The 21,279-nt window shown below is 62.9% G+C and carries 19 protein-coding genes and 1 pseudogene; 12 read left to right on the top strand and 8 right to left on the bottom strand.

Annotation, left to right across the window (positions count from 1 at the left end; all coding sequences use genetic code 11):
• Positions 1-43 precede the first annotated feature (43 nt).
• Both OKW45_RS10010 and OKW45_RS10005 read left to right on the top strand, forming a co-directional pair.
• On the top strand, positions 44-1,609 hold the full coding sequence (locus OKW45_RS10010) for an esterase/lipase family protein (protein ID WP_429467703.1): 1,566 nt from the start codon (positions 44-46) through the stop codon (positions 1,607-1,609).
• A 95-nt stretch (positions 1,610-1,704) separates the two neighbouring features.
• Positions 1,705-2,685 (top strand): T6SS immunity protein Tli4 family protein, encoded by a 981-nt coding sequence (locus OKW45_RS10005; RefSeq protein WP_429467701.1) that lies wholly within the window; start codon positions 1,705-1,707, stop codon positions 2,683-2,685.
• Between the two features lie 37 nt (positions 2,686-2,722).
• Here the strand turns inward: OKW45_RS10005 and OKW45_RS10000 are convergent, their stop codons facing one another.
• Positions 2,723-2,902, bottom strand: a complete 180-nt coding sequence (locus OKW45_RS10000; RefSeq protein WP_429469413.1) for a hypothetical protein — start codon at positions 2,900-2,902, stop codon at positions 2,723-2,725.
• Positions 2,903-3,184: 282 nt separating this feature from the next.
• Between OKW45_RS10000 and OKW45_RS09995 the strand changes: the two genes are divergently transcribed.
• The 6 genes and pseudogenes from OKW45_RS09995 to OKW45_RS09970 form a co-directional block, all read left to right on the top strand.
• Entirely contained in the window at positions 3,185-3,517 is a 333-nt protein-coding gene (locus OKW45_RS09995) for a DUF2322 family protein (protein WP_018423384.1), read from the top strand.
• Between the two features lie 245 nt (positions 3,518-3,762).
• Positions 3,763-4,053, top strand: coding sequence for a hypothetical protein (locus tag OKW45_RS09990; RefSeq protein WP_018423383.1), 291 nt, complete (start codon positions 3,763-3,765; stop codon positions 4,051-4,053).
• 50 nt (positions 4,054-4,103) lie between these two features.
• Positions 4,104-4,247, top strand: a complete 144-nt coding sequence (locus OKW45_RS09985; RefSeq protein WP_184025491.1) for a hypothetical protein — start codon at positions 4,104-4,106, stop codon at positions 4,245-4,247.
• A gap of 97 nt (positions 4,248-4,344) precedes the next feature.
• Positions 4,345-4,572 carry a hypothetical protein gene (locus OKW45_RS09980; RefSeq protein WP_018423381.1) on the top strand — a complete coding sequence of 76 codons (228 nt, stop codon included), beginning with the start codon at positions 4,345-4,347 and terminating at the stop codon, positions 4,570-4,572.
• A 354-nt stretch (positions 4,573-4,926) separates the two neighbouring features.
• Positions 4,927-5,871 carry a peptidoglycan DD-metalloendopeptidase family protein gene (locus OKW45_RS09975; protein WP_429467700.1) on the top strand — a complete coding sequence of 315 codons (945 nt, stop codon included), beginning with the start codon at positions 4,927-4,929 and terminating at the stop codon, positions 5,869-5,871.
• Positions 5,872-6,386: 515 nt separating this feature from the next.
• Positions 6,387-7,205: pseudogene (locus OKW45_RS09970) on the top strand (sterol desaturase family protein); the annotation flags it as partial.
• A gap of 183 nt (positions 7,206-7,388) precedes the next feature.
• Here the strand turns inward: OKW45_RS09970 and OKW45_RS09965 are convergent.
• The 5 genes from OKW45_RS09965 to OKW45_RS09945 form a co-directional block, all read right to left on the bottom strand.
• Positions 7,389-8,534, bottom strand: a complete 1,146-nt coding sequence (locus OKW45_RS09965; protein WP_429467697.1) for an MFS transporter — start codon at positions 8,532-8,534, stop codon at positions 7,389-7,391.
• Entirely contained in the window at positions 8,531-9,325 is a 795-nt protein-coding gene (locus OKW45_RS09960) for a DeoR/GlpR family DNA-binding transcription regulator (protein ID WP_429467695.1), read from the bottom strand. The genes OKW45_RS09965 and OKW45_RS09960 overlap by 4 nt, the downstream gene beginning before the upstream one ends.
• Before the next feature lie 99 nt (positions 9,326-9,424).
• Positions 9,425-10,927: a PepSY-associated TM helix domain-containing protein gene (locus OKW45_RS09955; protein WP_429467692.1), complete on the bottom strand. Its 1,503-nt coding sequence runs from the start codon at positions 10,925-10,927 to the stop codon at positions 9,425-9,427.
• 70 nt (positions 10,928-10,997) lie between these two features.
• Entirely contained in the window at positions 10,998-13,385 is a 2,388-nt protein-coding gene (locus OKW45_RS09950) for a TonB-dependent receptor (protein WP_429467690.1), read from the bottom strand.
• Positions 13,386-13,467: 82 nt separating this feature from the next.
• Positions 13,468-13,878 (bottom strand): DUF2946 domain-containing protein, encoded by a 411-nt coding sequence (locus tag OKW45_RS09945; RefSeq protein ID WP_429467687.1) that lies wholly within the window; start codon positions 13,876-13,878, stop codon positions 13,468-13,470.
• 251 nt (positions 13,879-14,129) lie between these two features.
• Here OKW45_RS09945 and OKW45_RS09940 point away from each other — a divergent pair, with 251 nt between their 5' ends.
• Positions 14,130-16,265 (top strand): tetratricopeptide repeat protein, encoded by a 2,136-nt coding sequence (locus tag OKW45_RS09940; RefSeq protein WP_429467685.1) that lies wholly within the window; start codon positions 14,130-14,132, stop codon positions 16,263-16,265.
• An 81-nt stretch (positions 16,266-16,346) separates the two neighbouring features.
• Here the strand turns inward: OKW45_RS09940 and OKW45_RS09935 are convergent, their stop codons facing one another.
• Positions 16,347-17,654: a LysR family transcriptional regulator gene (locus OKW45_RS09935; RefSeq protein ID WP_429467682.1), complete on the bottom strand. Its 1,308-nt coding sequence runs from the start codon at positions 17,652-17,654 to the stop codon at positions 16,347-16,349.
• Positions 17,651-18,352, bottom strand: coding sequence for a GntR family transcriptional regulator (locus OKW45_RS09930; RefSeq protein ID WP_429467681.1), 702 nt, complete (start codon positions 18,350-18,352; stop codon positions 17,651-17,653). Before OKW45_RS09930 ends, OKW45_RS09935 begins: the two co-directional genes overlap by 4 nt.
• Before the next feature lie 392 nt (positions 18,353-18,744).
• On the opposite strand from OKW45_RS09930, the gene OKW45_RS09925 reads away from it, so the two are divergent.
• From OKW45_RS09925 to OKW45_RS09915, 3 genes are all read left to right on the top strand, one after another.
• A complete protein-coding gene (locus OKW45_RS09925; RefSeq protein WP_429467679.1) occupies positions 18,745-19,590 on the top strand; it encodes a gallate dioxygenase in 846 nt (281 codons plus the stop codon).
• On the top strand, positions 19,587-19,946 hold the full coding sequence (locus tag OKW45_RS09920; RefSeq protein ID WP_018423368.1) for a protocatechuate 3,4-dioxygenase subunit alpha: 360 nt from the start codon (positions 19,587-19,589) through the stop codon (positions 19,944-19,946). Before OKW45_RS09925 ends, OKW45_RS09920 begins: the two co-directional genes overlap by 4 nt.
• Positions 19,947-20,281: 335 nt before the next feature.
• Positions 20,282-21,274: a bifunctional helix-turn-helix transcriptional regulator/GNAT family N-acetyltransferase gene (locus OKW45_RS09915; protein ID WP_429467678.1), complete on the top strand. Its 993-nt coding sequence runs from the start codon at positions 20,282-20,284 to the stop codon at positions 21,272-21,274.
• The last annotated feature ends 5 nt before the right edge of the window (positions 21,275-21,279 follow it).

Genomic DNA, 21,279 nt, shown 5'->3' with positions numbered 1-21,279 from the left:
CTATTAAACACGATCGGTCAAAGGCAGACCGAAAGGACTTCGCATGGCTACTGTTGAACGCATCATTCCACCCACGTTAGGCGCCGACGGCTCTGTGCACTATTCGTCCGTGACATCCGCTCCGGACGACAGCATCGCCGTTTGCCACATGGTGCCGGACCGCATTATTCCCGTAATTTTTGTGCCAGGGGTCATGGGATCGAACCTGAAGCGGAAGGGGCAGCCGGATGCGGTATGGCTGCTCGACAGCACGTCGACTGTTGCGACGTGGATGGCGAAAAAACCGGCGGATCGCAAACGCATTCTGGACCCTGACAATACGCAGGTTTACAGCGATGGCAAGATTCCGTCCGGCACGGTGCAAACGGAAGATGAGTTGCGGCGCCGCGGGTGGGGCGAAGTGGCGTGCATGAGTTACGGCGAGTGGCTGGTCTGGCTTGAAAATGCGCTCAATGATGCGCACGCTGGCACCGATTACGGACGGGCGGGGCTGCGCGCCGAACTCATGACGCACCTCGTGGCAGAAGCGCCGGGCGTCACGCCACTGACTCACGACGAAGTGGCCCTGTCGTACAGATATCAGTTTCCGGTTCATGCTGTCGGCTACAACTGGCTGCAATCCAACGAGGCATCGGCGGAGCGGCTGGCGGCGAAAATAGACGAATTCACGAAGTACTATCGAGAAAAATGTCGCTATCGCTGCGAGAAGGTGATTCTGGTTACCCATTCGATGGGCGGGCTGGTCGCGCGTTACTACTCGGAGCCGATGGGGAATCGCGACAAGGTGCTCGGCATCGTACATGGCGTGATGCCTGCCACGGGGGCGGCGGCGACCTACAAGCGTATGAAGACGGGGACGGAAGGTCTGGCCGGTCTCGCACTAGGGCCGGATGCGGCCACCATGACAGCGGTGGTCGGCAATGCACCTGGCCCGCTACAGCTTCTGCCGAGTCCCGAATACGGAATGGGCTGGCTCAAGATCAGGGATGGCGAGCAGTTCGTCACGTTGCCGCGATCCGATCCCTACAGCGAAATCTATACCGTGCGCGGCGCGTGGTGGAGTCTGTGCGATGACAGGTTGCTCAATCCGCTTGATCCTGGAAAGAAAACCATTGACCCAGACTGGAGTAAGTTTGCGAATCTGATTCAAAGGCGCGTGCAAACGTTTCACAACGATATCGCCGACAAGTATCACGCGAGCACGTATGCCTTCTACGGCGACGATGAAAAACACAAGGCATATGGCGATGTTAGATGGGTGCAAGAGGCTCCCTCGCTGCTGCGCGGCGATTCACTTCCGCTTGTCAGTCTGTTAGGTGGTCAGGCGAGTGATGACCCTGGGACTGGCAGTCAGCTTGTCAAGGCAACCGTCAGCGGAAAGACGGCGTTCGGACATTTCGTGCTGAAAGATGCGGACGAAAATGGCGACGGCACCGTGCCTTTGCGATCCGGCCGAGCACCGGCCAGCAAGGCAAAGGTCTGCATGGCATTTCCTGGTATCGACCATGAGGGCGGCTATAAGCCAGATGCGACCCGTCGCTTCACCCTGTGGGCCATTACCAAGATCGCGCAGAACGTGAAAGGCACTAGCCTTGCGTACAAGGCATGAAGTGCCAACGCGCAGGACTGACCGTCTGCATACTAGTCGCGCTTGCCGCGTGCGGGAACAAGCCCGCACCATTGACGCAACAGGAGAAACAAACCGTGAACGAATTGACCGCGAATCTGAAGACACGATGTGTGGGCCGCTACCTTGTCGATATGCCTGAAGGCATGTACGTTTCCGGTTACGCAAAAATGCAAGGTGTCGATATTGAAGCGAAAGCAATGTCGCACAATGCGTATGAGCGGGAAATTGCGCAACGCGAAATGGAGTTGAATGCGATCAAGAGCATTCACGGGTACAAGTCGCTCTATGCGAGTAGTGAGGCGTGGGGTAAGGACACGAAATATTTCATTCACCTCGAAAGCGAAGTCGCGGACGCAGCAAGTCGCGTTATCGAAGCCTATAAATGGGACCATGGCTATCGAATCAAAATGAAGGTCGAAGGGAGTGACTTTACGAATCCGGATCAAACAAGCGATCCAATCGTCATGCAAATGACTGTGAAGAATGACGTGCCGCAAAAGACCAGTCTGGTGTTTGGGTTGCTTGAAAAAGCCCGCGGCCGTGCCGACGACGAAATCCCAACCGAACCAGGCCTATGTTTTTATGGGGGCTTCGTGCCAGCAAAGGCAGGCAGCGAAGAGGAGGTGAGCACGCTGTATACGTTCAAGGGTCAAGACGACATCAATTTTGCCTTCGAGACCACTCCAGACCTTCGTGACAGTATCACCCTGTTACAACATGCCGACAGCCCGGAAGCGCGAGCGGCACTCAAGGCGATGGACGCCAAGGTTATCCGCAAAGGGACCGTTGAACTGCCCGGTATGAAGGCTGAGGAGTGGCTATTCGAAGGCTTGAAACCTGGAGACGGGCGTGGTGACACATTTTCGCTTAGAGCGAACGAGATCACGAGCAGCCCTTCGTCGCCGTTTCTGTCAATGGATCTGACTACAGGGGGGCAGGTGCAGATCCAGAGCGGGTATGTCAAGCTCGACAAGGCGTCGCTGACAACAGGCGAAGCCGTTGCGCTCTGGGATGCCGTGTCACGTACCCTTCGGCCACGTCCAAACGGCTATTAACTTGGTCGCGAGCAGCGCTCTCGTCATCTCCACAAATTCAGCGTAGCCGCGACGGCGTGTACGAGTAATAGTCGGGCGCCTGGCTCAGGTTCAGGTTGATCACGCGCTTGCCGTCGCGCACCGTGATCAGCGCGACGCTATACCGATGGACGGTATCGCTCGGCTGGTTGTACCAGGTCAGCGTGTAGCGCGGGAACGCGTCGAGGTAAGACTGCATGTCGAAGTATTCACTCGTCGTGTAGCCGACGCATTGCTTTCGCCTCCATGCCGACCTCCTTCGAAAGTGGTTACACGATGGCCGAATTCGTGCGCTTTGTGCGTTTCAGGTTAAACATTTTCTTTGATCTGTCGAGACCAGGGGCCATTGCGAAAGATTACTAGGAATACCAGGTATCGGATACGCGTGCCGATCCGTCGTGGCCACCAATTCGCCCGCTCGCCGCCCATCGGATAAGATACGGCCCGCCATGCATTTTTTAGAACGGAAGGAGTGGTTTCAATGATCGAACCGAGCAACCTTTTCAAGGAAAATCTCGCCAGAATGCCGGCGATCGACGGCATCGCACGCATCGATCTGGTCAACGTCAGCGGCACCGTGGTCGCCAGCATCGAGAACAAACCGGGCAAGCAGGGCTCGCTCGCGGTGTACAACTACCTGCGCGGCGCGTTCGGCACGCTCGACGCGAAGGCGGCCGAACACGGCCTCGCGCTGTTTGCCGAGCATACGGCCGACGCGCGCAACCGTCCGGGCGCGCATCCGAACGTCGACCACCTGCTTGCGATTGCCGCTGGCGGCGAGGTATTGCGCATCGATGTTGTTCCGGCAGCTTGAGGCCGCTCAAAGTCTTTTCCGCGCCCGCAAGGTAGACGTTTTCCTGCCGGTGCCGCGAATTCCAACACCCCCGGCGACGGGATCTGCGGCCCACCTGCGCTAATTGCTCGGTAAAAACCCTCGTTTTCCCGAAGCCCCGGATTGGCTTCAGATTCGGCTTCTGTTCAGTGAATTGAAACGCGGGGGGCGGCGCACACTGGGTTCGTCCCGCCGCGTATATCGCGCTTTTCCGTAAGGAGCCCCGGATGTCTTCCCGTCACAGCAAACCCCGCCGGTTCGACGCCGACCTGCCGGAACTCACCACCCCGAAACGGGATCAGCCGACACCGGGTCCGGACGCCCCCGCGATGCGCGAACTGCAACGCGGTTCCGAAGCCATCGTGCGTCTCGCCACGCAGGCACACGCGGCCGTCGCCCGAAGCGACGAAGCGGGCGCGCAAGCCGCGCGCCAATTGCTCGAAACGCAGTTGACGTTCACGACCGCCCTGATCGATGAGCTGCTGTTCGGTGCGCCCGAGCGGTCCACGCTGCATTGACAGCCTACGCGGCAGCATCACCGTACTAACCCGCAGTTCCGGAAACTGACATGAGCGCTTTGACCGTCATTCTTTGCATATGGGCCATGGTCGCGTTTTGCGCGGTCCTGTTCATCCGCGGCGCGAGTCCGCGCGTCGAGCGTGAGGCGGAGCGGCCGCGTGCTCGTCCGTCGCGCTATTCGATCGCAGAGTAACGCGCACGACCAACGACGCGGAACCAACGGGGTAACATGAGGAGCGCCGGCGCCACTGCCGGCCGGCACCGACGATGTTCCCCACGGAGGTTCCCGTATGGACACACATTCGATTCTCGGCATGCTGCATGCCGAAGAGGCTTTGCTGGTCTCCATCGTGCGGTCGCTGCCCGACGATATCAGGCGCAGGATCGCCAACGACTTTCACGAGCAGGCGCAACTCGCCGAAAGCTCGCATCTGAATCCCACCACGAACCGCGAAACGAGCGACGCGTTCAAGGCCCATGTCCGACGGCTGTCGAACATGCTTGCTTCGTTGTCGTAACCCGGTCGACGTCCGCGCGGCCGAGTCGAATATTCCGGCTTGTTCTCCTCGTCGGCGCAGCGCGATTGCGCCGTCATGCCCGTCGAGCCTCAGCGGCCAAAGTTCGAGCTCGTGCCCTCGCCGCATCGCAGGCTCAATTGGGGGCAGCTTAAGGCTGACTTAAGAAAGCAACCATAGGCTGCCCCGAGCCTCATGCAGCGTCTTACGCAGTGCCTGGAGACGCTGATTCAACGAAACCACCTCGTCGTGCGTGCCTTTCGCGCATGCGGTGGTCGACAGTCGTTCCTGACCATGCCTCTATCCGTAGCTCGTCTTCTGCCGGGGCGCACCAGCAAAATCATTGTCGTATGTGCAATGAGCTCGGCGTGCGCTGCCTATCTCGTCACTCATGAACGCGCCGCGCGCAATGGCGAACCCGACGTGTCGCTTCTGAGCAAGGACTCGACGCAGGCCGTTGCGCGCGTGCCGATACCGGCGTCGGCACCCGCACCGGTCGTGCCCGCTGCGCAAGCTCCCGCGTTCACCGTGAGGGAAGCGCCGGTCGAGCGTACATTCGCGGCGGCCGCGCAGAGCATCGGCGTCGATGCAGGCACCACAGCCATTCTGTCGCGCGCGTTTCGCGACGAGCTCGATCTGTCGCGCGATCTGCAACCTGGCGACCGCGTGAGCGCCGTATTCGACACCGGTAGCGACAACAGCAAAGACGCATCGCGCGAACCGCTCGCGGTGCGCATCATGCGAGGCTCGACCGCGCACGACGTGTTCCTTCAGAAAAATCTTCACGGCCAACCGTTCTACTACTCGAAAGACGGCGTCAGCCCAGGGCCTGCGTTCGAGCGCTATCCGCTCGACTTCACGCGCGTGTCGTCGGCTTTCTCGTTGCGCCGCTTCGATCCGGTGCTGCATCGTTGGCAAAGTCATGACGGTGTCGACCTTGCCGCGCCAGCCGGCACGCCCGTGCATGCCACCGCGCGCGGCGTAATTCGCTTTATCGGCCGTCAGGCCGGTTATGGCAACGTGATCGTCATTCAGAACCCCGCACCGTTTTCTACGACGTTCGCGCATCTGTCGCACTTCGCGAAAGGACTGCGCTCCGGCAGCCGCGTAAGGCGCGATCAGGTGATCGGCTATGTCGGAAAGACCGGTTGGGCGACCGGACCGCATCTGCATTTCGAGATCCACGTGAACGATGTGCCGCAGGATCCGCTCAAGGTCGACCTGCCGCAGAAGAGGTCGCTTGCCTCCGATGAATTACGGCAGTTCGAGTCGCGCGTCGCGCAATTGACCCCGCTGCTGTAAGCCGCTTGCCGTCTCAACTTTGCGACACGCCGGTCCGCATGATTCAGGCGCGCTTTCATCGCATGACGTGTCGGCATATTGACTGGTAAGGGTCCCAAAGCTTGGTTCGTCAATGCGCGTTCGGGTATTCCCGCGCGCGTCGAACGACGTGTGCGAGCCAGCACGAAGGCGTCGGGGCATCCCGCGGCGTCTCATTTCCGATGCATCGCGTGCGATCAGGCCCGCTTCGAAGCTCCCCGGCAGGCATTTCTCCATACGTAGCAAGCCTTCATCCCAGCATGGCATAGCCATTGCAATGACGAATGCACAAGAACTACATATGTTGCAGCCGGAATTTCACGCAGTGAACAAATGCCGACGGCAGCAAAAGTCTCGCGATTCGCGCTCGGGGAGCTTGGCGCAACTTGCGAGGTGCGGCGGGGCCAATAGCAAACGGATGTCGACAAACAACGACGACGCGAGCGGACGATACGGCTGCATCTAACGTCCGCTCGCGATCGTGACGGCGTGAAGCGATGACCCCGCCATTTTTTCCGTGCATGCGGGTCAAGCCGGATTCGCGGCGGGCCCCCGCTAAAGGGCGCTTGCGCGCGGGCCGGCGGGCTGCGAAGATCATGCTAACGACCGCCGCATCAGGGAATTCCATGTTAGCGTCGAGCCCGTTTCCCGCATTGCTGCACCACGCGAATCTGTGGCTGCAAGCCTACGCGCTCGTGCTGGTCATGATGGGCGTCGGTGCGTTGATCGAGCGTCGCTGGCCGGCCGCATTGCTGCAATCGCGCGCGGGGCAGCGTTTGAACATGGCGTATGCGGGCCTGTATCTGGCGTTGGCGGAAGCCACGAAACCGCTGACGGCGGCCGCGAGCGTCGCGATCGTCAATGCACTTGGCGGCGGGATGGTGGTGCTGGTGTCGCGCGGGTGGGGCGCGCTCGCTTCGTTCGTGATCGTGCTGCTGACGATCGATTTCCTCGAATACGCGTTTCATCGCTTGCAGCACACATGGCCAATCCTGTGGAAGCTGCATTCGCTGCACCATAGCGCGGTGGATTTCAACGTGACGATCACGTTGCGGCATCATTGGATAGAAGTGCTGCTCAAGGGCTGCCTGCTTTATCCGCTCGTCGGCGTACTGTTCAAGGTCGAGCCGTGGATCGTCGGTGCGACCTCGATCGTGTTCATGTTCGGCAACTATTTCGCGCATCTGAATCTGCGCGTGGACCTTGGCCGCTACGTCACGTGGGTCAACAATCCGCAGTATCACCGGCTGCATCACTCGATTCGCGCCGAGCATTTCAATCACAACTTCACGCAGCTATTGCCGATGTGGGATCACGTGTTCGGCACGCGTTGGGTGCCCGCGAAACACGAGTGGCCCGCCACCGGTCTCGACGATGGTACGCAGCCGAGCTCGCTGCTCGGCGCGTTCAGCTGGCCATTGGGTCAGCATGCGGCACGCGATGCGTTACCCGTTCGCAAGCCGCTTGTCGTGCTCGACAAGAAAGTGAAATAACGCTGGCTACCCGGGTTGCGCGGCGCGCACCGCGTTGCCGCCCAGCAGCGACACGATCAGCGTGGCCATCACGAGCACGCCCAGCGCCGCGCGCAGGCCAACCACGCCGGCACCGAAACCAATCAGCGGCGGCCCGACCAGAAAGCCCGCATAGCCGAACGTGGCCGCCATCGACACGCCGATCGCCGGCGTCGCGCTCGAGCGACCCGCCGCGCTGAAAATTACCGGAACGATATTCGCGAGACCGATGCCGACCATCGCGAAGCCGACGCACGCGGTCAGCACCGTCGGCAGGCTCAGCACGAGCGCGAGTCCGGCGAGCGCGATCAGACCGCCGAGCGCGACGACCTTGCTCGAACCGAAGCGCCGCACCGATGCATCGCCGGCGATCCGGCAGGCCGCCATCGAAAACGCGAACGCTGAGTAGCCGATCGCGGCGACGCTCGCTTCCTGGTTCAACGTGGAGCGCAGGTACACCGCGCTCCAGTCGGCCACCGCGCCTTCGACGAGCATGCACATGAACGCGAGCAGCGCCAGTTTCATCACGCTGCTGTCGGGCCATGCGAAGCCGCTCGACGCGGCGGCCGCACGCGGACCGATATCGCGCAACGCGAACGACGCGGCGAAAATGATCAGGGCCGCGATCAACAGATCGGGCGCGAACAGCCCGCCCATGACGCCGACGCCGCTTTTCTGCAACATCGCGCCGCTCGCCGCGCCAAGCAGGCCGCCCGCGCTCCACGCGGCATGAAACGACGACATGATCGGCGCGCGCCAGCGTGTTTCGATCGCGCTCGCATGTCCGTTCATCGACACGTCGAGCGCGCCGTTCGACGCGCCAAGCGCAAACAGCACCACGCACAACGTCAGCATGCCCGGCGCGAGCGCGGGCAACGGCAACGCGATCGCGAATGCCGCGCCGAGCAGCGCGGTCGCGCGGCCGCTGCCGACGCGCGGCGCGAGCTGTCCCGCGAGCGGCATCGCAACGATGGCGCCGAGCGCGAAGCAGAACAGCGCGATGCCGAGCGAGGTGTCGCTGAGCGCCAGGCTTTCCTTGATGCGCGGCACCTCGACCGCCCATGCGCCGATGCCGAAACCGTTGGCGAGAAAGACGGCGAGCGTCGCGATGCGTTCCCTGACGAGTGAGTTCATGGGCGTGCCGCCATCACGTTATCGCAGACGGCCTGGAGGCTCGCGACACGCGCGTCCGGCACGTCCGCTTCGACGAACAGATAATCGACGGCCGAAACAGGCGCTACCGCGAACGGCGCCGCTGTCATGAGCTTTTCCGAGGTCAGTGCGATGGCGATCTGGCTACTCGCTTTGACCATCGCGCGTTTCAGTTCGGCGTCCTCTGCGTCGAATACGGCGACGCCTTCGTCGGGGTCGAAGGCGCAGGCGCCGAGAAAACAGAGGTCCGCGCGGATCTGCTGGATCTGCAGCAGCGCGGTCGCGCCGAGCGAGCCCGCCGCGCCGCCGGCGATGTGGCCGCCGATCAGGATCACGTCGATACCGGGGCGGTGCAGCAGCCGCGCGCAGGCCTCGGGCGAATTCGTGACGACGGTCAGGCCAGCGTTGTCGGGCAGCGCCGACGCGATCGCGACGTTCGTCGTGCCCGCGTCGAGCAGCACGATCTGCTTCGGACGAACGATCGATACGGCCGCCGCGGCAAGGCGTGCCTTACGATCGACGGCCTCATGCATGCGCAGCGCCGCGGGTTTGTCGGCGGGCGACATCAGTAGCGCACCGCCGTACACGCGCTTGCAGTGCCCCTGATCCGCGAGATCGCGCAGATGACGGCGCACCGTGTGCTCGGAGATCTGCAGGTCGGCGGCCAGCTCGGCCGCGAGCACGCGACCATGCGTGCGCAATCGCTCCAGAATCAGTGCTTCGCGCTGCTCGGGCAACAGCCCGTTGATCGCGTCTTCCCGGGTTCGCTGCATGGGTCTCGTCTCCGTTTCGGCGTGAATCGATCATAAGCGAGCAAAATATATCGTAAACGCTCGTGAGGCACAAGCGGTGCGCCCCGGCTCGTCTTGATCTCACGCCACGCCGTGCGGTTCGGGTCGTGAGTCACGGCCGAAAACCAGCCGGTCGAGCAGCCACACCGCGACGAGCGTTGCGCCCATTAGCGGGAAAACGACGCCGAGAAGCGCGAGGCCGGTTTTCCAGCCACGCATCGGCGGCGCGGCGCGCTCGCGCGACGGCGCGCCGAGCGAGCGTTGCGGCCGACGTTTCCACCACGTCACGAAGCCGGTCACAGCGAGCGCGCCAAGGCCGAGCGAAATGGCCGCGCACAGTATCTGATTCGCGACGCCGAAGTAGCGACCCATATGCAGCGACGTGCCGTACGACACGGCCTTCGCGATCGCGCCGTAATCGCCGTAGCGAATGTCCTTCAGGATCACGCCGCTGTATTGGTCGACGTACAGCGTGCGTTCGTCTTTGGGATTCGCGGGGAACCAGGAAAGCGTGTAGACGCCGGCTGCGGAGTTCGGCAGCACGATGCGGTAGCCGTCCGCGATACCGAGCGACGCGGCGAGCGCGACGATATGCCCGAGCGACAGAGGCTGCGCCGCGTCGGTGGCCGCGGAAGAGGGCACGCTCGCGTTGCCCGCGGCCCACGGCGTCAGCGGCAACGGCAGGTCGTCCATGACCATGCCGGGCATCGAGTCCATGTCGGCGTGCGTGGCATGCGCGACCGTGGCACTCGCGTGGTCCGGATGGTCCGAGGGCGTTCCCGGCACGATGGAGCGCAGCGGCAAGCCGCCCCACGCGCCCGGCGGAGCGCCAAGCTTCGTCGCGGTCGCGAACGCCTTGAACTGCTTGCCCCAGGAGCCGGTCCACGGCAACCCCGTCAATACGAACGCAAGTGCGCCAAGCGCGAGCCAGATGCCGATCACCGCGTGAAGACTTTTCCATAGCGGACGTCCTTTCAGCGCCAGGCGCGGCAGCAGCACCGCGCGCGCGGTCGTTTTGCCGCGCGGCCACCATAGTGCGACGCCGGTGCCGATCATCACGAGCGTCCAGCATGCGGCCAGTTCCATCAGCAGTTCGCCGGGCTTGCCGAGCAGCAGCTTGCGATGAAGCATGCGATCCATCTGCATCAAGCGATTCTCGACGCTTAGCGTGCCCAGCACATCGCCGCTGTACGGATTCAGATAGACGCTCTGCTGCGTGCCGTCCGCGAGACGAAATACGAATTCCGCGCTGCGTTGCGGATCGCGTGTGATCACGGCGGTCGTCGCGATCGAGCCGGGCGGCATCGCCGCGCGCGCTTTCGCGAGCAGCGCGTTGTCGGCCAGCCTCGGCACGGCTTGCGGTGCGACGACCAGTTGCTGTCGATAAAGCAGCGGCTCGATCTGCGGCTGGAAGCAATACAGCGTGCCGGTGATGGCGAGCACGAGTAGAAAAGGCATCACGAAGAGGCCCGCATAAAAATGCCAGCGCCACAGTGTTCGATAGCCTGGATGTGTCGGGCCGCTCGTGGCGGCGGTTGTACCGTTCTGCGCGCGCACGCGTTCGGCGGTTCGAGTCGTGGACATGAAATCCTCGTCGGGCAAATGGGGCAATGGTTCGTGCGCGACAAGCGGTTTGCCGCGTCTTGCGTCAGGCCTAGATATGCAGCTTCGCTTCGACATAAAACGTGCGGCCCGGATACGGGTGGTAGACGAAGTAGCGCGCGTCGAACAGGTTGTCGACGCCGATGCCGAGTTCGCTGAGCTTCGTCGGCTTGAACGTGAACTTCGCGTCGACGACCGTGTAGGTGCTGGTGCCGCCGAACACGTTGGGGTTCGTGTCGGTATTCGTCAGCGTGTTGTACTGACGACCCGAGTAACGCGCAGCGAGCGTCAGCGCCGCGCGCGCGTCGAAGTGATACGTCGCGGCAAGATTCGCGCGCCACAGCGGAATGCGGTAGAAGTACTTGCCGACCGAGGCCGGATTCCGTGCGTTCTCGAGGATCTTCGACTGCGTGTACGCGACGCTCGCGAGCAGATCGAGCCCGCGCACGAACACGTCCTCGCCCGAATAGCTTGCTTCGACGCCGCGCGAGCGAACCTTGCCGATGTTCTGGAAGTTCGTCACGTTCGGAATCACGGTGGTGTCGGTCTGACTGAAGATCGTGTTCTTCACGTCGTCCTGAAACAGCGAGAAGCGGAACACGCCATTCCAATGCGTCCATTCGGCGCTCAGTTCTTTCGACAGATCGTCTTCGGGCTGCAAATATGGATTGTTGTTGACGATCGCGGAGCCATTGATTTGCCCCTGGAACAGTTCGCTCGCGGTCGGAAAGCGATACGCGCGAGCGATCGACGCGCGCAAGGTCAGCTCGTCGCTGACATCGAACGATAACGACGCCTTCGGCGAAAGGTGGCGCTGGCTGGTATCGCTGAACGCGATCGTCGTGCCGGGCAGCGACTGTGCGCCATCGTAGGCTTGCCAGTCTTCATAGCGCACCCCGTAGACGAACTTCCAGCGCGGCAGAAAGCGCCACGCGTCCTGCGCATAAAGAGCTTGCGTCTGCGTCTTGCCGGTGAACGCGTTGGCGAACGAGGTCGCGTCGCCGTCGCGCCAGTCCTGCGTGTTGTAGGTCTGGTTGTCGACGAAGTAGTTGTCATAGTGGTAGCCGACGCTCAGTGCGTGATTGGCCAGTCCTGGCTGGCTCGTCGCGGGCGTATAGGTGCCGCGCAGGTCCAGCGTCTTCCAGCCGGTGCCGTCGTTGAACAGTACGGTGCCGGGGCCATTGCCCGGGCCGCCGGCATTCGCGGTGCGTGCGACTCCATTGCCGATGTCGTAGTACGAGGCGATCGCCTCGCCGTTCCAGCCGGTCGCGTTGCGCGTTTTCAGCGACACGCCGTAGAGCCAGTTCTCGCTGTGCCCGACACCCGGCGCAAACGCGGCCACCGGAATCGTGTAGTGGTAACCGTTGATCGATACGTTGCCGCTGTACACAGGGTTGCCGGCCGCGTCGCGCAGGAACGTCGATGTTTCGCTGTTGTACGTCTGGTGCCAGTAGCCGAGCGTGAAGCCGCCCTGCAGCGTCGGCGTGAAGTCGTACTGCATCTTCAGCTTGAACTGGTCCTGCACCGTGTGCTCGATGCCTTCGCCATTCACACCGAGCACGGCCGTCGGCGCATTGGTCTGGTTGTTGTAGAAATAGGCGCCGGTGACAGGCGTGTCGCCGGCCTTTGCGTGCGTGGTCGATTGCGCGAGCGTTGCGAATTGCAGCGGCTGACTCGTGTTCTCGAGATGATTGACGCCGAGCAGGTACGAGAACTTGCCGATGCTATCGCCGATCGACGCGCTCGCTTCGCTGCCGTTGAAGCTCTGGTTCACGCCGAACAGGCTGAAGTGCTGCGTGAATGCCTTCACGTCGGCGTTGGCCTCGAACTGCTTTGGCATGCGCGTGCTGATCAGCACGGTCGCGCCGAGCGAATTGCCCGGATACAGCGCGGAAAACGGCCCGTAGATTACGTCGACCTGCTGGATTTCGTCGGGATACACCATCGACCAGCGCGGCGGAAACGAATAGCTATTGCCGAGCAGGTTGCTCAGCAGCAAGCCGTCCGCATAGACGAGGCCCCGCGCGCTCTGCGTATTGCTGGTGCCGCGCACCGCGATGATCGAATTCAGATCGCCGGTAAAGCGCTTGCGTACCGCCAGGTTCGGCATGTACTTGAGCACGTCCTCGGTGTTGACGACGTTCCAGTTCGCGAACTGATCTCGCGTGATGGTTTCGACGGAGGCGGGCAGGTTCGGGTCGACGGCGCGCGGTGCGGCGCTTGCGCTTGCGCTCGCATTGACGCTGACGGCGGGCAGCGTCGCGTCGGTGTTTGCGTCGGCGGCATGCGCGGGTGTTGCGAAGAAAGCCGGCACGAAAGCCGGCACGAAGGCAGGCATGAGCGCGGGCCAAAGAACGGAACGACGAACCGCGCGATGAGCGGAAAAGACAGCGTCACGACGGACGCAATAAGAGAGCCTTCGCAGCGCGAAGTTGAACATGAGCGTTTCCTCGATGCATTGAACAGGCGATCGCAGGCCTCGTCGATATGAGCGACGAATGCGCGATCAGAACCGGTAGCGATCAGGAAACGGCAGGTGGGGCGCGCGGACGTCCCGACGGGAAGGCGCCAAGCGGGGTGAAGCGGGTGGACAGCGTGGGCGGCGCGGTGCCGGACAGCGGCAGCGCGGCCGGCGGCTCGACGGCGGCGAGCGTCGGCATCGCGACGTGATGTTCGAGCAGATGACAGTAGCCGCAGGCGCCGAATGCATCGTCGTGGCTCAGATGCACGGGCGCGGGACTGGTTTGAGCGACGACGCTCGCATCGCTCGCATTGCTTGCACCGGCCGGATGAAGCGCCGAACATAGCGCGGCAATCGGCTCGTGGGCGCGGCCCGATTCGAGCAACTGACTCACGAGCGGCGCGAACACGACGAGCCACATGGCGAAGAGGCCAAGCCATGCGGTCAGGTGGTTGCGCGAGTGTCGAGTCATGATCGTCGAAGAAAAGACGGGCGCGATTCTAGCATCACCGCGCGATCCTTTCATTCGCAATGACGGGCATAACGGCGGATTAGACGGTGAAAAAGCGCTTATTTCGGGGCGCTGAGGCCGAGACGAATCACTTATGCTGTGAAATCGCGCGAGGTGCGCGTATCGAATCAACAGCGCAACAGCGGCGCAACGGCGGCGCAACGGCGGCGCACCCGCTGCACGGCCACGCTGCTGAAACATCGCCACGACACATGACACTCACGCAGACGCCTGCTTCTTCGATCGCCGACATCAACCAGCGAGCCGTGGCGCTATGTTCGGCCGGGCAATTCGCCGACGCGTTGCCCCTCGTCGCGCCGCTGCTCGAAGATTCCGCGTTGCCGAACGATCAGCGGGCCGAAGCGTTCAATATTGCCGGTGCGTGTTCGTTCGCGCTGGGTCGGTGGGCGGACGCGGAGAATCGTTGGCGCCAGTGCCTGTATCTGAAGCCCGATTACGCGGACGTCTACGCGAGTCTCGGCTCGCTATTCCGATCGCTCGGCCGCCTGTCGGCCGCGAAGTCGACTTATCGGCAACTGGTGTCGATGCGCCCGCTCGACGCGAACGCGCATTATCAACTCGGCAACGTGCTTTACGGGCTCGGCTACCGCGCCGAAGCGGAGGCGGCATATCGGCAGGCGGTGGCGCTTCATCCCGACCACGCCGAAGCGCATTACAACCACGGCATCGTGCTGCGCGACCTGCGACGCCCGCAGGAAGCAGAAGTGGCTTATCGTCATGCGCTGCGCGGCTTGCGTGCCCATGCCGAATTGCACAACAACCTCGGCAGCGTGCTGATGGAGCTCGGGCGTCTCGCGGAAGCGGACGCCGCGTATCGCGAAGCGCTGACGCTGAAGCCGCAATATCCGGAGGCGCTCAATAATTTCGCCGGTGTGCTGAAGGCGACCCAGCGTCTCGCGGAAGCGGAGCTGGCTTGCCGGCTCGCGATCGCTATCCGGCCCGACTACGCGGAAGCGCATCTCAATCTTGGCGCGGTGCTCGTCGATCTCGATCGGCTCAGCGAGGCCGAGGCGGCGTACCGCGAAGCGCTCGCGCATCGGGCGGACTATGCGGAGGCGCATTACAACCTTGGCGTGGCGCTGTTCAGGCAGGAACGTTATGAGGAAGCCGAGCAGGCTTACCGAGACGCGATTCGCTGCCAGCCCGGGCTTGCTCATGCGCACAACAATCTGGGTTGCGTGCTGCGCGTGCTAGAGCGATTTCCGGAAGCGCTCGATGCGTTCCGGCAAGCGCTCGCGGTGTCGCCACAACTCGCCGAGGCGCACTCGAACATTGCCAACGCGCTGACGCAACTCGGGCGCTTTGCCGAGGCTGAAGGCGCGTATCGGCAGGCGATTGCATTGAAACCCGACTATGGCGAGGCGCGTTTCAGCCTCGCCGTGTTGCTGCTCGGCTTCGGCCGCTTCGACGAGGGCTGGCCCCTCTACGAATGCCGCTATGAGCAGCCCCATTTCATTCATCGAAAGTCGCGGGCGATGCTCAGTTGTCCGCAATGGCTCGGCGAGCCGCTCGGGGGCAGGTCCGTGCTGCTGTGGCAGGAAGACGGCCTCGGCGACATGCTGCAATTCAGCCGCTACGTTCCGCTGCTGAAGGCGCTGGGGGCCGCACATATCGCGTTTGCGTGTGCGCCGGCGTTGCATCGGCTGATCGGCGAGGTGGACGGCGTCGATGCGGTGCTCGACCACCACGGAGCGCTCGCGCGCGTTGCGACCTACGATTGCTGGACCAGTCTGCTTAGCGTGCCGTTGTATCTGCGCACGACGCTGGATACGATTCCGCGTCCCGCGCGACTGAGCGCGGATCCCGCGCTCATCGAACAATGGCGCCCCGCGCTCGACGCACTGCCGCCCGGCCACCGGGTCGGTCTGGTCTGGAAGGGCAACGCGAAGCATCATAACGACGCGAATCGCTCGATGCCGTCGCTCGCCACGCTCGCGCCGCTGTGGAGCGTGCCAGGCCTGAGCTTCGTGAGCTTGCAGAAGGGGCAGGGCGAGGACGAAGCGCGCAATGCGCCGGTCACCCAGCCGCTGCTCGATCTCGGCGCGCGCGTGACGGACTTCGCGGACAGCGCGGCGATCGTCGCGCAACTCGATCTGGTGATCTGCGTCGATACATCGATCGCGCATCTGGCGGCGTCGCTCGGCAAGCCGTGCTGGGTCATGCTGCCCGAACGAGACGTCGATTGGCGCTGGATGCACGAGCGCGACGATTCGCCGTGGTATCCGCACACGCTGCGCCTGTTCCGGCGCGCGCCGGGTGAGGACTGGGCGAGCTCGGTCGAGCGCATGCGGCAGGCGTGCGTCGAGCGATTCGGCGGCGCGTTATGACGCCTCTGTGAGCTGGCGCGCGTTTTTCGACGGCCTACCGGACCCAGCCAGGAATAGTTGAACACTAATCAATTGAAGTGCTCAGTTCGCGCCGATACTGACGGTGCGCGTCACATCGACGACCGACAGCCGGATCGCGTCGATCAATGCGCGCGCGGCCGGTGACGGCGTGCCCGCCGCGCGCATCGTCAGGCCGATCTCGCGCCGCGTGTTGTGCAGCGGTACATCGAGAACCACCAGTTGTCCGGACTGAATCTCGTGATGCAACTGCTGCGCCGACAAGGCCGCCGCCATGTCGGTACCGAGCAGCAGGCCGCGAATCACCGCGAGGTCGGCGGTCTCGACGGTCGGCAAAGGAGGCTTCACCTTCATCCGCTTGAATTGCGTTTCGAACAGCGCACGCGCCGGCGCGTTGCTGCGCGGCAGAATCCACTGCGCGTCGCGCAGACCCATGATGGTCAGATCGTGCGCGTGAGTCAGCGGATGACCGCGGCGCACCAGCACCACCATGTCTTCCGACATCAGCCGCTCGTTTTTCAGGCCGCTCGTCGCGTCGTTGTCGCGCAGCGCGCCGAGAATGAAATCGATGTCGCCCGCGCGCAGACCGGCCACGAGCGTCTCGTACGCGCTTTCGTCGGTGACCACGCGCACGCCGGGATTCTCCGAGGTCATTCGCGCGATCGCCTTCGGCAGGATCAGCGTGCGCCCGAGCGGCAACGCGCCGACCGTCACCGAGCCCTGAATCTTGCCGTGCAATGCGGCGATATCGTCGGGGACGTGGCGCAGTTCGTTCAGCGCGCGGCGCACGTGAAGCAGGAACGTTTCGCCCTCGGCCGTCAGCAGAATGCCGCGCGGGCTGCGGTGAAACAGACTCAGTCCCGAGCCGCTTTCGAGTACCCGGATCGCGGTGCTCACCGCGGGCTGGCTGATGCCGAAGGTTTTTGCCGCGCTCGGCATATGCCGATGCCGCGCGAGCGCCGCGAATAGTTGCAACCGCCGCGTGTTGAGCAGATACGCGGGCAATGCGCCTTCCGCGACGGGCCGGCGGCGCGTCTGTCGCGCGGCGCACCATTGCGCGAGCTCTTCGAGTTCAGCGAAGATCCGCTCGCAGCGATGCAGCACCGCGCGGCCGACCGGGGTGGGCAGCATGCCCGAAGGACCGCGATCGAACAGCGGTTCGCCGAGCGCCGACTCGAGCTCCTGCACGGAGCGCGTGACCGCCGACTGCGCGCGAAACAACGCGGCCGCCGCGCGCGTCGCGCTGCCCATCTCGGCGACGAGCCGGAATGCGCGCAGTTGCGCGAGATTGAGCAGGTCCTTGCTGCTGACCGGTAGCGGCGCTTTGGCGGTCGCCTGGCTGGTTGCGGCGGAAAGCGTGTCGTTGCTCATGCCGCGCCCGCGATCAGATGCAACGACGGCAGCGACAGATTCAGACTTTCCTTCGAGATATGCGTGTGCTCCTTCATCAACGCATCGACGCGCGCGCCTTCGCCTTTTTTCAGCGCGTCGACGATCGCATGATGCTGGCGATGCGCGTACATCAGCATCATGAATTGACGCTCGCGCGCGGATTCGTCGAACGCGATCGTGAACGGCGACACGAACGGCACCTTGTCGTTCAGACTGAGCGCGGCCGTGACCGCGTGATTCTGCGCCGCTTCTACGATCAGCGCGTGAAAGCGGCCGTTCATCTGCGTGTAGCGCACGTCGTCGCCTGGCTGCAGATGCTTTTGCTCGAAGATCGCGTCGCCCTCATGCAGGCAGTCGTCGAGCGCGGCGGCGAGCGCGGGGCTCAGGCCGTTTTCGGCGACCGAGCGCGCGGCGAGTCCCTCGAGCACGCCGCGCACGTCGATCGCGTCGAGCACGTCGCGCACGCTGAAGCGGCGCACGACGTAACCGCGCGAGCCCGAACGATCGAGCAGGCCTTCCGACGACAGCACGCTCAACGCATAACGCAGCGGCGTGCGCGACACGCCGAGCCATTGCGCAAGCTGCGCTTCGACGAGCCGCTGCCCGGGCGACAGTTCTCCCAACAGGATCTTCTCGCGTAAGGTCTGCACGATCGCTTGCTGGGTGGTCTCGTTCATCGTTTCGTCGCTCGTCGGAAGCACCGCAGTATAGCCACGCGTGCAGCACCGCTCCAAGCCTTGGAAATGTGCGTTGCGAGTTGTTTTCCGGGTCATCTGTTTTATTTATCGCGTGCCGAGATGCCAAGGCGTCGCGGAAGGCTTGCCGCAGGGGCTTGGGATACCGAGGAAGCCCTGCGCGGCGTGGCTCGGGCCGCGCTTCATCCGCGCTGCGGGCGATCAAATACCGGGCTTTTACTCATCAACCCGGCGCTGTCTGAGGTATACCCGTACTTCCCGTATCGCGGCACTATTTTTATCTTTGTATCCCAAGACGGTCGTGGTGACTAGCGCGGTAAACCTGGCGACCTATCCGATTGGCAGCAGCACGGAAGTGACGGAAGAGAACGAATATGGCAAGAATCATTGGCGGTATCGGCACGTCCCATGTACCCACGATCGGGTTGGCATACGACAAGGGCAAGCAGAACGAACCGGCATGGGCGCCGATGTTCAAGGGTTATGAACCGGTGGTGCAGTGGCTGGCCGAGCAGAAGCCCGACGTGATGGTGATGTTCTACAACGACCACGCGAACAGCTTCTTCTTCGACTGCTATCCCACGTTCGCGCTCGGCGTGTCGCCCAACCACGAATTCGCCGATGAAGGCGCCGGCAAGCGTCCGCTGCCCGACATCGCCGGGCATCCGGATCTCGCGATCCATATCGTCGAGCAACTGGTCGCCGACGAATTCGATCTGACCGTATTCCAGGACCGCCCGCTCGATCACGGCGTCAATTCGCCGCTGTCGCTGATGCTGCCGCATCAGGGCGGCTGGCCGCTGTCGCTGGTGCCGCTCGAAGTCAACGTGCTGCAGTATCCGCTCCCCACCGCGAATCGCTGCTACCGGCTCGGCCAGGCACTGCGTCGCGCGATCGAATCGTTCGAGCAGGACCTGAAGGTCGTGGTGGTCGGCACGGGCGGGCTGTCGCACCAGGTGCATGGCGAACGCAGCGGCTTCAACAATACCGAATGGGACATGGAGTTCCTCGACCTGATCGTCAACGATCCGGAGCGTCTTGCCGCGATGAAGCACGTCGATTACGTGCGCCTCGGCGGCGCGGAAAGCGTCGAGACGATCATGTGGCTCGCGATGCGCGGCGCGCTGGGTCAGCAGGTCCGCGAGCTGCATCGCAACTACTACCTGGCCACCAGCACCGCGATGGCCGTGACGATCTACGAAGAAGAGGTGGCGTCATGAATCCGCAACTGGTTGGCGTCGAAGAACTGACCGGCACGTATCCGTTCGATATCCGCCAGAGCATGAAGGCGATGCGCCTGAACCGCTTTTTCTGGCAGATGCGCGAAGCGTCGGCGCGCGCACTGTGGCTCGAAAACCGCACCGCCTCATACGATGCGGCCGGCCTGACGCCGGAAGAACGCACGTTGGTCGACAACACCGACTGGATCGGTCTGATCCGTTACGGGGTGTCTTTCTTCGTGCTCGAGAAGTTCGCGCGCGTGGTGAAGATCACCAATCTCGGCATGTACGCGAGCATGCGCGGCGAAACGCTCGAAGAGTTTCTGAAGACTCGTCAGGTACCCGACGCCGTTTAAAGGCCGCGCATCAAGGCGATGCTGTCCGCTGGGCAATCCGATTTGAAGTTCCGACGTGTAGTCCAAGCCATCCGGCTTACTTCGACCCGACCGTGATTATCGGCGGGTTCATGTCGCATATCTTCTTTACTGTGCCGTTGGCGTTGACCGTCAAGCGGTTGATGGAGAATCAGCGGTATTGACGAGGTTGTTCGGAACAGAAAGCCGGGTTCGGTTGAGCCCGTTTTTTCATCGGGACGCTGCATTGCAGCGATCGCGACTGCCACTTCGCCCTTGCTGAAGTTGCGAACCGCAACTATATTGATTGCGCAACGCAACTGATATGCGAGCCCATCATGGACCTGATCGACGCCCCCGCCAAACCCCGCGACACGACGATTCTCGAACTCCGCGAGTTTTCCCGCCGGCTGGTCCGCGAACTTGGTTTCATGCGCACGACCATCGCCGACAGCGATCTGGCGCCATCGGCCGTGCATGCGGTGATCGAGATCGGCATGTCGCCGGGCATCAGCGCCAAAGATCTGGCGACCATCCTGCGGCTCGACAAATCGAATACGAGCCGGCAGATCGCGAAGCTCGAAGCGAGCGGACTGGTCGAGCGCACGGTCTCTGTCGACGATGCCCGTTCCTCCGAGCTGTACCTGACGGCCGAAGGTCAGAGGTTGCGCAAAAAGATCGACCGGTTCGCGACCGATCGCGTGTCCGGCGCGCTGCGGCGCATGGTTCCCGCCGACCAGCAGGCGCTGGTCCGTTCTCTCGCGCTGTACGCGGACGCCCTCGCGCAGGGTGACGTCAGCAAGCTTGCCGCGACGGAAGCGGGGTCCGCGGGAATCGTGGAAGGCTACCAACCCGGCTGCATCGGCGATATCGCGAGTCTGCACGGGCGCTATTACGCGCAACACTGGGGTTTCGGCGCCTTCTTCGAAAAGAAGGTCGCGACGGGGCTGGCGGAGTTCGCGGGCGCATTGCCGGCCGAAGGTAAAGGGCTTTGGCTATACGTCGAAAACGGCCGCACGCTCGCGTCTGTCGTGATCGACGGGGATAACGACACGGGTGTCGCTCATTTGCGCTGGTTCATCGTCGACGATTCGTTGCGCGGCTCCGGGATTGGACGGCAATTGCTGTCACATGCCATGCGTTTCGTCGACGCGCGGTTCGACGAAACCTATCTATGGACGTTCAAGGGGCTCGACGCGGCGCGTCATCTGTACGAGTCATTCGGCTTTCGGCTAAGTGAAGAATCGGAAGGCACGCAATGGGGAACACGCGTGGTCGAGCAGCGTTTCAACCGGCTTTCCGCAAGGAAACGCGATAAGACTACTGCCTGATCGAC

This window comes from Paraburkholderia lebeckiae (assembly GCF_050436225.1).
GTDB classification, from domain to species: domain Bacteria; phylum Pseudomonadota; class Gammaproteobacteria; order Burkholderiales; family Burkholderiaceae; genus Paraburkholderia; species Paraburkholderia tuberum.
This window is presented reverse-complemented; position numbering and strand designations above follow the sequence as displayed.

What these genes read in the sequence shown, in the direction of transcription:
- OKW45_RS09960 (WP_429467695.1), bottom strand. Translation starts at nt 9,325, where the DNA reads ATGCAGCGAACCCGGGAAGACGCGATCAACGGGCTGTTGCCCGAGCAG.
- OKW45_RS09945 (WP_429467687.1), bottom strand. Translation starts at nt 13,878, where the DNA reads ATGACTCGACACTCGCGCAACCACCTGACCGCATGGCTTGGCCTCTTC.
- OKW45_RS09975 (WP_429467700.1), top strand. Translation starts at nt 4,927, where the DNA reads ATGAGCTCGGCGTGCGCTGCCTATCTCGTCACTCATGAACGCGCCGCG.
- OKW45_RS09965 (WP_429467697.1), bottom strand. Translation starts at nt 8,534, where the DNA reads ATGAACTCACTCGTCAGGGAACGCATCGCGACGCTCGCCGTCTTTCTC.
- OKW45_RS09940 (WP_429467685.1), top strand. Translation starts at nt 14,130, where the DNA reads ATGACACTCACGCAGACGCCTGCTTCTTCGATCGCCGACATCAACCAG.
- OKW45_RS09935 (WP_429467682.1), bottom strand. Translation starts at nt 17,654, where the DNA reads ATGAGCAACGACACGCTTTCCGCCGCAACCAGCCAGGCGACCGCCAAA.
- OKW45_RS09920 (WP_018423368.1), top strand. Translation starts at nt 19,587, where the DNA reads ATGAATCCGCAACTGGTTGGCGTCGAAGAACTGACCGGCACGTATCCG.
- OKW45_RS09980 (WP_018423381.1), top strand. Translation starts at nt 4,345, where the DNA reads ATGGACACACATTCGATTCTCGGCATGCTGCATGCCGAAGAGGCTTTG.
- OKW45_RS09950 (WP_429467690.1), bottom strand. Translation starts at nt 13,385, where the DNA reads ATGTTCAACTTCGCGCTGCGAAGGCTCTCTTATTGCGTCCGTCGTGAC.
- OKW45_RS09995 (WP_018423384.1), top strand. Translation starts at nt 3,185, where the DNA reads ATGATCGAACCGAGCAACCTTTTCAAGGAAAATCTCGCCAGAATGCCG.
- OKW45_RS09955 (WP_429467692.1), bottom strand. Translation starts at nt 10,927, where the DNA reads ATGTCCACGACTCGAACCGCCGAACGCGTGCGCGCGCAGAACGGTACA.
- OKW45_RS09985 (WP_184025491.1), top strand. Translation starts at nt 4,104, where the DNA reads ATGAGCGCTTTGACCGTCATTCTTTGCATATGGGCCATGGTCGCGTTT.
- OKW45_RS09925 (WP_429467679.1), top strand. Translation starts at nt 18,745, where the DNA reads ATGGCAAGAATCATTGGCGGTATCGGCACGTCCCATGTACCCACGATC.
- OKW45_RS09915 (WP_429467678.1), top strand. Translation starts at nt 20,282, where the DNA reads ATGGACCTGATCGACGCCCCCGCCAAACCCCGCGACACGACGATTCTC.
- OKW45_RS10010 (WP_429467703.1), top strand. Translation starts at nt 44, where the DNA reads ATGGCTACTGTTGAACGCATCATTCCACCCACGTTAGGCGCCGACGGC.
- OKW45_RS09930 (WP_429467681.1), bottom strand. Translation starts at nt 18,352, where the DNA reads ATGAACGAGACCACCCAGCAAGCGATCGTGCAGACCTTACGCGAGAAG.
- OKW45_RS10000 (WP_429469413.1), bottom strand. Translation starts at nt 2,902, where the DNA reads ATGCAGTCTTACCTCGACGCGTTCCCGCGCTACACGCTGACCTGGTAC.
- OKW45_RS09990 (WP_018423383.1), top strand. Translation starts at nt 3,763, where the DNA reads ATGTCTTCCCGTCACAGCAAACCCCGCCGGTTCGACGCCGACCTGCCG.